At 52.4% G+C, this 13,850-nt stretch carries 13 protein-coding genes and 1 riboswitch; of the genes, 1 reads left to right on the top strand and 12 read right to left on the bottom strand.

From position 1 onward, the window contains the following. Positions 1 to 106: 106 nt before the first annotated feature. From SBG_RS03650 to moaA, 6 genes are all read right to left on the bottom strand, one after another. Positions 107 to 811 (bottom strand): Bax inhibitor-1/YccA family protein, encoded by a 705-nt coding sequence (locus SBG_RS03650; protein ID WP_000373635.1) that lies wholly within the window; start codon positions 809 to 811, stop codon positions 107 to 109. Positions 812 to 858: 47 nt separating this feature from the next. Next, positions 859 to 1,311 (bottom strand): molybdopterin synthase catalytic subunit MoaE, encoded by a 453-nt coding sequence (gene moaE, locus SBG_RS03645; RefSeq protein ID WP_000141039.1) that lies wholly within the window; start codon positions 1,309 to 1,311, stop codon positions 859 to 861. 1 nt (position 1,312) lies between these two features. Continuing rightward, positions 1,313 to 1,558: a molybdopterin synthase sulfur carrier subunit gene (gene moaD, locus SBG_RS03640; protein ID WP_000598598.1), complete on the bottom strand. Its 246-nt coding sequence runs from the start codon at positions 1,556 to 1,558 to the stop codon at positions 1,313 to 1,315. Beyond that, positions 1,551 to 2,036 carry a cyclic pyranopterin monophosphate synthase MoaC gene (gene moaC / locus SBG_RS03635; protein ID WP_000080875.1) on the bottom strand — a complete coding sequence of 162 codons (486 nt, stop codon included), beginning with the start codon at positions 2,034 to 2,036 and terminating at the stop codon, positions 1,551 to 1,553. The genes moaD and moaC overlap by 8 nt, the downstream gene beginning before the upstream one ends. Before the next feature lie 2 nt (positions 2,037 to 2,038). After that, a complete protein-coding gene (gene moaB / locus SBG_RS03630) occupies positions 2,039 to 2,551 on the bottom strand; it encodes a molybdenum cofactor biosynthesis protein B (RefSeq protein ID WP_000084607.1) in 513 nt (170 codons plus the stop codon). A gap of 21 nt (positions 2,552 to 2,572) precedes the next feature. Beyond that, entirely contained in the window at positions 2,573 to 3,562 is a 990-nt protein-coding gene (moaA, locus tag SBG_RS03625; RefSeq protein WP_000168193.1) for a GTP 3',8-cyclase MoaA, read from the bottom strand. Further along, positions 3,550 to 3,695: riboswitch (molybdenum cofactor riboswitch) on the bottom strand. It overlaps the preceding gene by 13 nt. A 264-nt stretch (positions 3,696 to 3,959) precedes the next feature. Here moaA and yvcK point away from each other — a divergent pair. After that, positions 3,960 to 4,868: a uridine diphosphate-N-acetylglucosamine-binding protein YvcK gene (gene yvcK, locus SBG_RS03620; RefSeq protein ID WP_001246039.1), complete on the top strand. Its 909-nt coding sequence runs from the start codon at positions 3,960 to 3,962 to the stop codon at positions 4,866 to 4,868. Positions 4,869 to 4,961: 93 nt separating this feature from the next. On the opposite strand, the gene slrP is transcribed toward yvcK, so the two are convergent. The 6 genes from slrP to bioB all read right to left on the bottom strand — a co-directional run bounded on the left by slrP (position 4,962) and on the right by bioB (position 13,791). Next, positions 4,962 to 7,226, bottom strand: coding sequence for an SPI-1 type III secretion system effector E3 ubiquitin transferase SlrP (slrP, locus tag SBG_RS03615; protein WP_000482016.1), 2,265 nt, complete (start codon positions 7,224 to 7,226; stop codon positions 4,962 to 4,964). Between the two features lie 284 nt (positions 7,227 to 7,510). Next, positions 7,511 to 9,532, bottom strand: a complete 2,022-nt coding sequence (gene uvrB / locus SBG_RS03610) for an excinuclease ABC subunit UvrB (protein ID WP_000042510.1) — start codon at positions 9,530 to 9,532, stop codon at positions 7,511 to 7,513. 646 nt (positions 9,533 to 10,178) lie between these two features. Then, positions 10,179 to 10,865: a dethiobiotin synthase gene (gene bioD / locus SBG_RS03605; RefSeq protein WP_000167230.1), complete on the bottom strand. Its 687-nt coding sequence runs from the start codon at positions 10,863 to 10,865 to the stop codon at positions 10,179 to 10,181. Next, positions 10,858 to 11,613 (bottom strand): malonyl-ACP O-methyltransferase BioC, encoded by a 756-nt coding sequence (gene bioC, locus SBG_RS03600; protein WP_000079901.1) that lies wholly within the window; start codon positions 11,611 to 11,613, stop codon positions 10,858 to 10,860. Before bioC ends, bioD begins: the two co-directional genes overlap by 8 nt. Next, entirely contained in the window at positions 11,597 to 12,754 is a 1,158-nt protein-coding gene (gene bioF, locus SBG_RS03595; RefSeq protein WP_000118929.1) for an 8-amino-7-oxononanoate synthase, read from the bottom strand. The genes bioC and bioF overlap by 17 nt, the downstream gene beginning before the upstream one ends. Beyond that, positions 12,751 to 13,791: a biotin synthase BioB gene (gene bioB / locus SBG_RS03590; protein ID WP_000930078.1), complete on the bottom strand. Its 1,041-nt coding sequence runs from the start codon at positions 13,789 to 13,791 to the stop codon at positions 12,751 to 12,753. Before bioB ends, bioF begins: the two co-directional genes overlap by 4 nt. Positions 13,792 to 13,850: the final 59 nt, after the last annotated feature.

Here is a 13,850-nt window from a genome sequence, read left to right as displayed (position 1 = left end):
AGGAATAAGACGCTGGCACATTACCGGATGGCGCTACGCTTATCAGGCCTACGAAGCATTCCTTTGTAGGCCTGATAAGGGTTTACTCACCATCCAACAATAAAACTTAGCGGCGGTTGCCAAAAATACGCAACAACATCAGGAACAGGTTGATAAAGTCCAGATACAACGTTAACGCGCCGAGAATGGAATATTTACGCAGATTAGCGCTGTCGCGGGTATCTATTTGCTCGCCGATATTTTTCAGCTTCTGTGTGTCATAGGCAGTCAGCCCGACAAATACAATCACCCCGATATAGGTTACCGCCCACATCAGCGCTTCGCTCTTCAGCCAGAAGTTGACCAGTGACGCCAGAACGATACCAATCAGCGCCATAAACAACATATTGCCGAAACCGCTAAGATCGCGTTTGGTGGTATATCCGTACAGACTCATTACGCCGAACATTCCGCCAGTTACCACAAACGTGCTGGCAATAGAGGAATACGTGTAAACAATAAAAATACTGGATAATGTCAATCCGGTGAGTGCCGAGTACAGCATAAATAGCGTGGTCGCCATCCCGGCGCTAAGCTTATGCACCAGCCCGGACAGAACAAACACCAGGGCAAGCTGGGCAATAATTAAGCCAAAGAAAGTGATTTTACTGGAAAAGACAAACATCATAACGGCTGGCGTATTGGCCGCATACCACGCGATAAACGCGGTCAACAACAGCCCGACTGTCATCCAGCCATACACCTGCGCCATATAAGCCTGCAGGCCGGAACGCGCCTGCACTATTGAATCAGATCGTGAAAATCTGTCCATGATGAACTCCTGTGTGGAAATGATACCTTAAAGCGTATCACATTCTGCTACCAACGTTTTACCGCCTGCTGGTCACTGTCGCGCGCTTCGACCCAGCGCTCGCCTTCCGGCGTCGCTTCACGTTTCCAAAAAGGCGCGCGGGTTTTCAGATAATCCATAATGAACTGACCCGCGTCGAACGCGCTACTGCGGTGCGCGCTGGTTACGCCGACGAAAACAATTTCATCACCCGGCCATAATTCGCCAATACGATGAATAACGGTTACCCGACCCAGCGGCCAGCGGGAACGCGCCTTTGCGATAATCTCCGCCAACGCTTTCTCTGTCATGCCCGGATAATGTTCCAGCGTCAGCGCTTTAACACTATCGCCGAGGTTATGATTACGCACTTTGCCGGTAAAAGTGACAACCGCACCGTCTTCGTCGCGCGCCGCCAGCCAGGGATATTCATCCCCGACACTAAACGGCGCAGCACCAACCACAATTCGCGTTTCAGTCATGTCAGCCTCCCGTTACCGGCGGGAAAAACGCCACTTCATCGCCCGCCGCCAGCGGATGGTCAAAACTCACCAGCGTCTGATTGACCGCCGCCAGCAGTTTCCCGTCTTCCAGCGCTAACGCCCAACGATCACTCTTTGCCGCCAGATGCTGTCGCAATGCCTCAACGGTGGAAAAATCTGCCGGAACATCCAGCGCATCGGTTCCTGTAAGCTCGCGAACCTGAGCAAAGAAAAGCACCTTAATCATGCGCATCCACCTTAAAGTCTCCCGACTTACCACCGCTTTTCGCCAGTAGACGCACCGGGCCAATGACCATATTTTTTTGTACTGCTTTGCACATGTCGTAGATCGTTAATGCCGCAACGGACGCCGCAGTTAACGCTTCCATTTCGACGCCCGTTTTGCCGGTCAGGCGGCACAGAGACTCAATACGCACCCGATTATGCTCCGGCTCGGCCTGAAGCTGCACCTCTACTTTACTGAGCAACAGCGGATGGCATAGAGGGATAAGCTCCCAGGTACGTTTGGCTGCCTGAATACCGGCAATACGAGCGGTCGCGAAAACATCGCCCTTGTGATGTTTACCGTCAATAATCATGGCCAGCGTTTCACTACGCATAGTAATAAATGCTTCCGCCCGCGCTTCACGAACCGTGTCCGCTTTAGCGGAAACATCCACCATGTGTGCTTCGCCAGCGGCATTGATATGGGTTAATTGCGACATCGTTATTTCTTCAAATGAGGATGAAAATTACACGGACGCGTACGGGCATCCAGCTGCGGCGCAATGATATTTTCCCACGCGGTTTGGCACGCTTTTGTGGAACCCGGCATGGCAAAAATCAGGGTTTTGTTCGCCACGCCAGCTACCGCGCGCGACTGCAGGGTTGCAGTGCCGATCTCTTCAAATGAAAGCATACGGAACACTTCGCCAAACCCTTCCACTTCGCGATCGAAGAGCGGCAGCAGCGCTTCCGGCGCCTGATCGCCTTCAGTCAGACCGGTCCCGCCGGTAATCAATACGACTTGTACCTCATCGCTGGCAATCCACGCGGAAACCTGGGCACGAATGGCGTAACGGTTCTCTTTAACGATGGCTTTATCCACCACCACGTGCCCTGCCTCCTGCGCTGAATCACGCAGATAATGGCCGGAGGTATCGTCTTCTTCGCCGCGGCGATTAGAGACGGTAAGAATAGCCATGCGGGTCGGGATAAATTCAGCGCTTACCTGACTCATCTGAAATCTCCTTATTAAGGATTAACCGCCAATATAGGATAAATTTTGTGTAATACCCGTATTACTCTGATGGAGGAAATGGGTCTGCTTTTTTTCCAGCAACGCGCCGGAAATACGTTCTTCGAGCGCGTATTGCTGCGCATCATCCTGCAACAGATCGCGCAAGCTCACACCGCCCTCGCCAAACAGACACAAATGCAGCTTACCGATGGACGAAACACGCAAACGGTTACAGGTGGCGCAGAAATCTTTTTCATACGGCATGATGAGGCCGATCTCGCCGGCATAATCAGGATGACAGAAAACCTGCGCCGGGCCGTCGCTACGCTGGCGAATCTGATGAATCCAACCACGGCGTAGTAATTCGTCGCGTAGCACCTGGCCAGAAATGTGGTGTTTACGAAAGAGTTCGCTCCCCTCGCCTGTCTCCATAAGTTCAATAAAGCGTAGCTGAATGGGGCGAGACTGAATCCAGGCAAGGAAAGTGTCAAGCTGATGGTGGTTCACATCGCGCATCAGTACGGTGTTGACTTTCACCTTTTCGAAACCAGCATCAAAGGCGGCATCAATCCCGGCCATCACCTGACGGAATTTATCCTGTCCGGTAATCGCATGGAACTGACGCGCATCCAGGCTATCGACGCTGACATTAATGCCTGTCAAACCTGCTTCGCGCCAGTGTGCGGCATCGCGCGCCAGTCGGTATCCATTGGTCGTCACCGCAATCTGACGGATCGCTTTATTTTCACCTACAGCGGCGATGATGTCGGTAAAATCCCGGCGCAGCGAAGGCTCTCCGCCGGTGAGGCGCACCTTTTCCGTGCCAAGACTGGCAAAGGCACGCGTAACGCGACGAATTTCATCGACGGTAAGGAAACCGTTGTTGGTAACTCCGCCGGGCTTATAGCCCTCCGGCAAGCAATAGGTGCAACGAAAGTTACACACATCGGTAATCGACAGACGTAAGTAGTAAAACTTACGCGCGAAAGCATCGGTAAGTTGTGAAGCCATGTACACCTTTCCAAATACGGGAGGCGGAGTCATTTCTTCCTGCGCCCTGGCAACAAACGTCTGAACGTTGTCACGGCCAAAGCACCGTATCAAAAATGACCCAGGTGCAGAGGCTAGAGTGTTTACTGTGGTTACGCCGATACTAGCGTGTAAATGACAATTTCGCCATCACGCTTTCGCTATATAAACATGTACATAGCGATATGATCGTGCTATTTAACGACAGAATACGTGAAACTCACACTTTTACATTGATATATATCATTTAGCCGTGGTAACGCCCTCGCTATAAAGGGGTAGTCGGGAATAATTAATTGTCTTTTAGCCGACCGGCTAATTGCTGAAAACCCGCGACTTGCGCTACTGTAGCGCTGTTTATTTGACTTCAGGAATTTTTATGCGCAATCGTACGCTGGCCGACCTGGATCGTGTTGTCGCTCTCGGCGGAGGGCATGGATTAGGACGCGTTCTCTCTTCGCTTTCTTCATTAGGTTCACGCCTGACCGGTATTGTTACTACCACAGATAACGGGGGGTCAACAGGCCGTATCCGCCGCTCGGAAGGGGGGATCGCCTGGGGTGACATGCGCAACTGCCTGAATCAGTTAATCACCGAACCCAGCGTCGCGTCCGCTATGTTTGAGTATCGTTTTGGCGGTAATGGCGAACTTTCAGGTCATAACCTCGGAAATTTGATGTTAAAAGCATTAGATCACCTGAGCGTGCGGCCTCTGGAGGCGATCAATTTAATTCGTAATCTGCTTAAGGTGGATGCACAGCTGATCCCGATGTCGGAGTTGCCGGTGGATCTGATGGCGATTGATGAACAGGGTCACGAGATTTACGGCGAAGTGAATATTGATCAGTTAGCGACGCCGCCTCAGGAGATCATGTTAACGCCGAATGTTCCGGCGACGCGGGAAGCGGTACAGGCTATCAATGATGCTGATTTGATTCTGATAGGCCCTGGCAGTTTCTATACCAGTCTGATGCCTGGCCTGCTGCTGGATGAACTGGCGCAGGCGCTGCGGCGTACTCCGGCGCCAATGGTGTATATCGGCAATCTGGGTCGCGAATTAAGTCTGCCCGCCGCCAGTTTAACGCTCGTCGATAAGCTGGCGATGATGGAGCAATATATTGGCAAAAAAGTCATTGACGCTGTGGTGGTTGGGCCGCAAGTTGACGTCAGTGCGGTGAACGATCGGGTGGTGATCCAGGACGTGCTGGAAGCCAGCGATATCCCCTATCGCCACGATCGTCAATTATTGCATAATGCACTGGAAAAAGCGTTACAGGCGTTGGGTTAACGCTGCTTGCCTTATGGCACCACGCTTATCCACAGCCTGTTTACTCTTACCCGTAAACAGGCTCTCCCCTTCTGAATAAACGGCGTCCAGTTATCACCAGTAGGCGTTCATGAGTGAGCTCACCCCTTTTTTAGCCAACACTTTCTCCATGAGCTCAGTAAAGAGTGTCTGATTGATCTCTTCTATTATCCGCATCCCGATCATACGCTCTGCGTCAGAATCGCCTGCGATTCCTAACGCATCCAGTTCAGAGTTAATCCGGCTCTGATAAGCATCCGTTTCAATATACTCAGCCCTTTTATCCATCATTTCACACCACTCTTCTGGCGCTATACGCTCCAGTACTTTATGCCATGGCCCCCACTGTGCAAACCAGGTGTGAAAACCGCTATTTTCAGCAATTTTTATCCGTATTTCCGCTTCCTCCAGATCAGACTCAGTGATACCCGAAACGTTATAGAATCGCATATCCCGGGTCATTGTCGTTAGTGAAAGCGACTCGCGTAGCTGATTCTGAAACCCCAGAAATACTTCGATTTCGTCAATGAAAAAAAGCCGTTTTACCTTTTCTCTCGCCAGAGGTTCTATTTGCGCCAGCCGAAAGATTTCACGCCCCACCGTAATCAGTTCCGCTAACTGGCTATCAAAAGCGCCTCTTTCAGCATCATGAACCAATGTCGCCTGCTGCATTTGGTGGTATGCCAGTGTGACCCGGTCTTCGCAGCTTTCTGTTGCATCCATCGCTATAATAAATGCGGTTTCTCTTAGCGCGTTATCATCTGCCAGACGTATTAGCCAGGCGGAGACCTGCTCCTTAAAATCCGGGTGTCTGGTGTTCTGCGTCTCACCAAGACGGTCCAGAAATTGACTAAAAGCCTCAGCGTTTGCATCTGCCTCAAATGCCTGCCATTTGTTAACGTCCTCCTCCCCGCTATGCGCTAGCCAGGCCTTGACCGCTTCATGCAGTGGCCGGGTTACCCGAGAAGCGGAAGATGCTTCCATAGCGAAAAAGATCCGGGGTCCCCGATAATCCACAGCGGACATTAGCATCTGAATATCCTGTATCGCTCGTGCTGTAAGAGGATTATGCTCTACAAACAGGCTTGCAGGACGGGGCCCATCACCTGAGAAATAGGGTAGCAATTCCGGGAGACGAGACAGTTGATTGTAAGAAGCATTCATTTCTTGCAACGCTGATGGAAGGCATTCCGGGAGGCTTGTCAATTGGTTCCGGGAAACGTCCAACCGTTGTAACGTGGACGGCAGCGTTTCTGGCAAAGTGGTAAGCTGATTATCACTTATATCCAGGCGTTTTAACGTTGAGGGTAGCAACTCGGGCAGGCAGATTAATACATTATTGCTGGCTTCCAGATACTGCAGGTTCTCTGGCAATCTTGCAGGCAAAACCGTTAACAGATTATCGCCAACGATCAATACTTCGATCCCTGATGGAAGCGTTTCTGGCAGTGCTGTTAAATAGTTTTGATAAACATCCAGTTGCAGAAGCCCGGCAGGCAAAATGTCCGGCAGTGCCGTGAGCTCATTCGAGGCAACAATCAGCGTTTCAAGCGATGAGGGCAAATGGTCAGGTAATTCAGAAATAGGGTTACAGGTGAGATCCATGTGCTGAATAGTATGCGGTAGCGTGGCGGGTATACCGGTTAGCTTATTCTCTTTAGCAGATAACACCTGTATATTGGCTTGTAAATTCTCCGGCAGGCTGTGCAGGTTATTTTTATCGAGTAACAGATGCGTTACCGAGGCGGGAATATAACCGGGTATCGTTGTTAGTTTTAACCTGTCCAGACGAAGGTAAGTCTCATTATCTTCCAGGCAGTTGCGCATGCGCTTTACAGCGCTTTCACGATACGGAGCCTCATCGGTTGGCGCATGGTTTACCCAGTCAGACCAGATTAACTCATAATCCACAGCTTCTCTGGAGAGGGAAGTCCTCTTAGTCTGCTCGCTTTCGATCTCAAGGGTATAGGTTACTGTCTCCCCTTCGCACTCAACAGTATAACTGTCTGTATTAAATGTTATTGACAGGATTTCCTGACTATTTACATTCAAAATACAGTACTGGCTTGTTCCCGCTCTATTACATTGAATATTCTCCATATATGCAGGGAAAGCTAACGCCCTCAGCCGTTCAAACTTGTTTTTGAGCACTTCTGGCGAAACAGTTTCAGATAGATGACAAAGGTCGGAGATGTAAATTTGTGCTTCAACCTGATGTTCAGAAGAGAAAAACCCCCTTACGCTATTCCATATTTTCTCTCCCAGAAGCGCCTCTCTTGCAGCCTCATCAGTGATATTTTGATTCCTTGCAGCGGACTGCGTATTGGTGATATTAAACATATGTCCTCTACCTGAGCTGAAAGTTCCGAGAGTAACGAATCCGGTATTTTCAGCTTTTAATAAAAGACCATTTTCGTCATCGCTTTTGACGAGTCGTCCTGTTTTTACAGGAGGAATGTCATTTATAGCGGATAGATTATTTCAACGGACGAAGGTGAGAGTAAAATGACGACCATAAAGGCTATCCAGACCGATAATACGGGGCTGGTTTCCTCATGGCCAAAGAGACGAGTGATTTCAGCGTTAAGTATAGTCTCAACGCTGATTTATAGTTAACCACACCGTCAGGAGGCGGCGATAAACAGCTCGCGTAGTTGATGCAGCTGGTCGCGAATTTGCGCGGCCTCTTCAAACTCCAGATTCTGCGCGTGCTGCATCATTTGCCCCTCCAGCTCATGAATTTTCTGCTGCAATGCTTTTGGCGTCATATCCAGTTCAACAATCCCGGATTTCGCCGTAACGCGGCCTTTTCCTTTCCCCTTCGCTTTGGTTTTCGCAATGTTCTGCCCCAGCGCCAGTACATCGATCACTTTTTTGTTCAGCCCCTGCGGAGTGATGCCGTGTTCTTCGTTGTACTTCTGCTGCTTCTCGCGACGACGTTCAGTTTCGCCAATCGCTTTCGCCATCGACGGCGTGATCTTATCGCCGTAAAGAATCGCTTTACCATTGACGTTACGCGCCGCGCGGCCAATGGTCTGAATCAAGGAACGCTCAGAGCGCAGAAAGCCCTCTTTATCGGCGTCCAGAATCGCCACCAACGAGACTTCCGGCATATCCAGCCCTTCGCGTAACAGGTTAATTCCCACCAGCACGTCAAACTCCCCCAGACGCAAATCGCGGATGATTTCCATGCGTTCCACGGTATCAATATCCGAGTGCAGATAACGCACGCGCTCGCCGTGCTCTTCCAGATATTCAGTCAGGTCTTCCGCCATCCGCTTGGTAAGCGTGGTCACCAGCACACGCTCGTTAATGGCCGCACGCTGACGGATTTCAGAAAGTAAATCGTCCACCTGGGTCGCCACCGGACGCACTTCAATAATCGGGTCCAGCAGCCCGGTTGGCCGTACCACCTGGTCCACGACATCACCACCGGATTTCTCCAGTTCATAGTTGCCGGGCGTAGCGGAAACATATATGGTTTGCGGCGCTAACGCTTCAAATTCTTCAAACTTTAGTGGACGGTTATCCAGCGCCGAAGGCAGACGGAAACCATACTCAACCAGCGTCTCTTTACGCGCCCGGTCCCCGCGATACATGCCGCCGATCTGCGGGATCGTCACGTGGGACTCATCCACCACCAGCAGTCCGTCGGCGGGCAGATAATCGAACAAGGTTGGCGGCGGCTCGCCCGGCCCGCGGCCAGACAGAAAGCGAGAATAGTTTTCAATACCCGAGCAGTAGCCCAGCTCATTCATCATCTCTAAATCGAACTGCGTGCGCTGGCTTAACCGCTGTTCTTCAAGCAGCTTATTATTCGCCAGCAGCACTTTACGCCTGTCCGCCAGCTCATCTTTTATCTCTTCCATCGCCTGGAGAATACGCTCGCGTGGCGTCACATAGTGCGTTTTAGGATAGATGGTATAACGTGGCACTGTTGACTCGACCTGCCCGGTTAACGGGTCAAATAGCGACAGGCGCTCAACCTCTTCATCAAACAACTCAACGCGCAGCGCGATATCATCAGATTCCGCCGGGAAGATATCGATCACTTCGCCGCGCACGCGGAACGTCCCGCGCTGGAACGCCTGGTCGTTTCGGGTATATTGCAGTTCGGCCAGCCGACGCAGAATCGCGCGCTGGTCGATCAGCATTCCTACCGTCAGATGTAGCATCATTTTCAGATAGAGATCAGGATCACCCAGCCCGTAGATAGCGGACACAGAAGCCACCACCACGACATCGCGTCGCTCAAGCAGTGCTTTCGTGGCCGACAGCCGCATTTGCTCAATATGTTCGTTCACCGACGCATCTTTTTCGATAAACGTATCCGAACTCGGCACATACGCTTCCGGCTGATAGTAATCGTAGTAAGAGACAAAATACTCCACCGCATTTTCCGGGAAAAACGCTTTCATTTCGCCATAAAGCTGCGCCGCCAGCGTTTTATTAGGCGCCAGTACCATCGTCGGCCGCTGCAAGTCGGCAATGACGTTGGCAATGGTGAATGTCTTCCCGGAGCCGGTTACGCCCAACAACGTCTGATGCGCCAGGCCATCCTCCAGGCCCTCTTCCAGACGGCGTATAGCCTCCGGCTGATCGCCAGAAGGTTTAAAAGCGGAATTCAGTTTGAACGGTTTACTCATGGGCGGCTACCTGAAGGAGTGAGCGGGCAGGTGAGTAATTTTACTCCCGACGGCGAATATTGCCAATAAAAAAAGCTGGATAAAAAAACAGTACCTTCCCAAAAACGGTCGGTTATCAACCAATAACTCACGCCGTTGCGAGGTAAAATGTACACAGGCATGGGGCAAAATTCCAGCAGCGTGCGGTTATCCCCAGACCAGAGTCTTTTTTAACATTTGTCAAGTCGTATGATGAAAGTTTTGTGTCAACATATAGTTCGTCCTTTACAACCATTGATTTTATATAACTCGCTGTATAAAAAAGGATATTTTCTCAAGCCGTCTTTCGCGTCAATTTAGTCGCAGGCCGCGTCGCCTCTCGCTTACGTTGTGTTTTCTAACTCTAATACACAAGGTTATCCACAGGAATAGTGGATAACTGCTTCCAGCCCGTATGCCCTGCCGCCTGGCAAAATCAACGGCGAGCGTTTTCGTGGGGCGATAAAAAAAAATTATCGCGCTTTTTGGATGATTATCGGCTGGCGCGACGGGAAAAAATAGCTGCGTACATGCTCATAGTGTGCCTATTTTTTATCGCAACGCTGAAATATCTGGCAACCCGATAGCAGCACTGTCTGATCCTGCTATCGGGGGGATTACCCCATGGTTACGCGTTATCCAGGGCGCTAAGGTCAAGATACTGCCCTGTTTCAGCCTGCTCCGGAGACACTTCCAGCCACGGGATTTCCCCTAATTGCGGAGCCGGTATAACGCGCCGGAGCGTATCAAGATATTCACCATGACGAGCGCCCGGCGGCTGTACGCCGTTGGCTATCCATCCGGCAAGCGTTAGCCCAGCCTGCTTTACCGCCAGCGCCGTCAGCATGGCGTGATTAATACAGCCCAGCTTTACGCCAACGACCAGTATCACCGGCAACTGCTCCGCCTGCACCCAGTCGGCAAATGTCAATGTAGCAGAGAGCGGCGTAAACCAACCGCCCGCTCCTTCTATCAACACCCAGTCGGCCTGCGCTTCCAGGGTTCGTAATCCTTGTGATAAGACCTCTGCCTCTATCGCCCGGCCCTCGTCAGCGCTAACAATATGGGGGGAGGTAGGTTCCGCAAAAGTATAAGGGTTGATCGCGGAATAGGATTGCGGCAGGCTACTGTTACGCTGTAAGGCCAACGCATCGCTATTGCGTAGCCCGTCGGTGGTCATTTCACTGCCGGAAGCGACGGGTTTATAGCCTGTGGTTTGATAACCCAGCCGTGTTGCCGCCTGCAATAAGGCGCAACTGGCAACCGTTTTGCCGACTTCGGTATCCGTACCGGTCACGAAATAGCGTTTAGTCACGTTGAATCACTCCCATAAAAAGATAGTATGTCAGCGTATATTTCCCCTGCCGCTGCGGCCATGCCAGTTGAATTTGTCTCAGCCGGGCGCGGGTTAATACATCCGGTTCCCGCCCTTCATGGAGATGGGTAGCGCCAATCCCTTTCAGCGAGCGCATCGCGCTCAGAGCATCCTCAAACCACACGGTCATTGCCTGCGTTCGGCAATATGCCCGCCAGCCGCGCAGCGCGTGGTCAATGGCCTCTTCCGGCAGAAAACGATTCGCATGGGCGCGATTATCGACAGCCTGCCATGCCTGACGCAGTTCCGGCAAAGATCCCTCGCACAGTGTGGTAAAAGCCACGACGCCACCAGGCTGCACAACCCGGTACAACTCGCTCAACGCGCCGCGTAAATCGCCACACCACTGGACAGCAAGGTTGCTCCAGGCCAGGTCAAAAACGCCTGCACCATGGGGAATCGCTTCGATATCCGCCAGCACATAGTGATGTGCGGACTTGCGATCGCGGGCCTGTCGCAACATCGGCAGCGAAAGATCCAGGGCGGTAACGTTACTCCCCCGTTCACGCCAGTAGCGGCTCATGCGTCCAGGGCCGCAGCCAGCATCCAGAACGCAGGAAAACTGACGGCCTGCCAGCATCGTAAGCAGTGCCTCCGCGCTTTGATGCTGCAAAGAAGCGTGCTGTTCATACTGCGATGCAGCCCGGCCAAACGCCGCCGCGATAGCCGGCTTATTCACCTGCGCCATGGAGCGCCTCCAGCAGACGATCGACATCACACACTTCATGTGCCTGTGTTAACGTTAACCGCAGGCGCGCCGTACCGGCAGGCACTGTCGGCGGACGAATCGCCGTCGCCCAGCATCCTTGTTGACGCAGCGCCTCCGCCAGGCGCAGCGCGCGACTATTATCGCCCACGATCAATGGCTGGATAGCGCCAGGGGAATGGAGCAGCGTAAAGCGGGACGCGTTAATACCCGCCCGAAAACGCTGAACCAGACGGGCAAGTTTTTCTCGCCGTTCATGACCTTCATCACTGCGAATCACCGCCAGCGAGGCGCTTAATGCCTGCGCCTGCGCGGGCGGCATACTGGTGCTATAAACCAGATGGCGGGCGAATTGCAGCAGGTAATCCGCCACGCTTTCCGAACAAAGCACCGCTGCGCCACTGACGCCAAATCCCTTACCAAACGTCACCACCAGGAGCTCAGGCTTCACCTGTTGCTGCCAGCAGGTACCCCGCCCTTCATCGCCTGTCACGCCAATGCCGTGAGCGTCATCGACCAGCAGCCAGGCGTTATGCCTGCGGGCGATCCGTTGGATCTCTGCCAACGGTGCGCTGTCGCCGTCCATGCTATACATGCCTTCAGCTACCACCAGTTGCTGTCCCGGACAGGGCGATTGCAATAAACGTGACAGATGCTGCGTATCGTTATGGATAAAGCGACGAAGCTGCGCCGGACTCAGATTAGCGGCCTCCAGCAACGAAGCATGACTCAGCCTGTCGGCCACAATCCGGTCGTTTTTTTTCATTAACGCGGTAATAACCGCCTGATTCGCCGCAAAACCTGAGGTGAAGAGCAGCGCGCGCGGATATCCTAACCACTGCGCCAGCTCCGCCTCCAGCACCTGGTGCGCCACGGAATAACCACTCATATGGCCCGATCCGCCGCTGCCGACGCCAAAACGCGTCGCCGCCTGCTGCCAGGCGCGAATAATTTGTGGATGCTGACTTAAACCGAGGTAATCATTGCTGGAGAAGTTAAGATACTGCCGTCCGTTCGCTACCAGCCAGCGTCCGGCGCCCTGCGACACCACATAACGGCGGCGCAGCGTATCCGTCGCCCGACGCGCCGCCAGCGCATCGTCGACGCGTTGTTGCCAACTCATACGGCTGCCGCGTTGTAATAATCATCGGTATCCGGCGTCATCAGCGTCTGCTCCAGACGTTGCTGTTGCTCGTTATCGCCCGCCAGCACCTTCGTCTGTTGCGGATTGAGCCCCAGCTTGCGAAACAATTGCAGATCGTTGTCTTCCGCCGGATTAGGGGTAGTTAATAACTTGCAGCCATAGAAAATCGAGTTAGCTCCGGCCATAAAGCACATCGCCTGGGTTTGCTCGTTCATCTGTTCACGCCCGGCGGAAAGCCGCACATATGAGGCCGGCATCATGATGCGCGCCACGGCGATAGTACGAATAAAATCAAATGCATCCACGTCATCGTTATTCGCCAACGGCGTGCCTTTCACCTTCACCAGCATGTTGATTGGCACGCTTTCCGGCGGCGTCGGCAGGTTCGCCAACTGCAACAACAGTCCGGCGCGATCGGTAACCGTTTCGCCCAGGCCAACGATGCCGCCAGAGCACACTTTAATCCCCGCCTCACGGACTTTCTCCAGAGTATCGAGGCGATCCTGATAAGTACGGGTAGTAATGATATTGCCGTAAAATTCCGGCGAGGTATCAAGGTTATGGTTGTAGTAATCCAGCCCGGCGTTAGCCAGGCGCTTCGCCTGGCTCTCATTCAACATACCAAGCGTCATACACGTTTCCAGCCCCATCGCTTTGACGCCCTGCACGATTTGCTCCAGATAAGGCATATCACGCTCATGTGGATTCTTCCAGGCCGCGCCCATGCAGAACCGGGTCGAACCGGCGTTTTTTGCTTTTCGGGCGGAGTCCAGGACCTGCTCCACTTCCAGTAAACGCTCGGTTTCCAGCCCGGTTTTATAACGTGAACTCTGCGGGCAGTATTTACAATCTTCCGGACAAGCGCCAGTTTTAATCGACAGTAGTGTACTGACCTGTATCTGCTGCGGATCGAAATGCTGGCGATGAATTTGCTGCGCTTCAAACAGCAATTCCAGCAGTGGTTTTTCAAATAATTCGGTGACTTGCGACAGTGTCCAGCGTGGATGGTGAGCCATCGGGCCTCTCCAAAATATGTTGTTCGTTTTTGATATGGTGTAGACTCGTAAACCTAAAT

Source organism: Salmonella bongori NCTC 12419 (genome assembly GCF_000252995.1).
GTDB lineage: Bacteria > Pseudomonadota > Gammaproteobacteria > Enterobacterales > Enterobacteriaceae > Salmonella > Salmonella bongori.
The sequence above is the reverse complement of the archived record's forward strand: the minus strand, read 5'-3'. Positions and strand labels throughout refer to the sequence as shown.

Excerpts from the sequence above, each read along its gene's own strand:
- yvcK (WP_001246039.1), top strand. The coding sequence starts at position 3,960 with ATGCGCAATCGTACGCTGGCCGACCTGGATCGTGTTGTCGCTCTCGGC.
- moaD (WP_000598598.1), bottom strand. The coding sequence starts at position 1,558 with ATGATTAAGGTGCTTTTCTTTGCTCAGGTTCGCGAGCTTACAGGAACC.
- moaB (WP_000084607.1), bottom strand. The coding sequence starts at position 2,551 with ATGAGTCAGGTAAGCGCTGAATTTATCCCGACCCGCATGGCTATTCTT.
- slrP (WP_000482016.1), bottom strand. The coding sequence starts at position 7,226 with ATGTTTAATATCACCAATACGCAGTCCGCTGCAAGGAATCAAAATATC.
- moaE (WP_000141039.1), bottom strand. The coding sequence starts at position 1,311 with ATGACTGAAACGCGAATTGTGGTTGGTGCTGCGCCGTTTAGTGTCGGG.
- bioC (WP_000079901.1), bottom strand. The coding sequence starts at position 11,613 with ATGGCGCAGGTGAATAAGCCGGCTATCGCGGCGGCGTTTGGCCGGGCT.
- moaC (WP_000080875.1), bottom strand. The coding sequence starts at position 2,036 with ATGTCGCAATTAACCCATATCAATGCCGCTGGCGAAGCACACATGGTG.
- moaA (WP_000168193.1), bottom strand. The coding sequence starts at position 3,562 with ATGGCTTCACAACTTACCGATGCTTTCGCGCGTAAGTTTTACTACTTA.
- SBG_RS03650 (WP_000373635.1), bottom strand. The coding sequence starts at position 811 with ATGGACAGATTTTCACGATCTGATTCAATAGTGCAGGCGCGTTCCGGC.
- bioB (WP_000930078.1), bottom strand. The coding sequence starts at position 13,791 with ATGGCTCACCATCCACGCTGGACACTGTCGCAAGTCACCGAATTATTT.
- bioF (WP_000118929.1), bottom strand. The coding sequence starts at position 12,754 with ATGAGTTGGCAACAACGCGTCGACGATGCGCTGGCGGCGCGTCGGGCG.
- uvrB (WP_000042510.1), bottom strand. The coding sequence starts at position 9,532 with ATGAGTAAACCGTTCAAACTGAATTCCGCTTTTAAACCTTCTGGCGAT.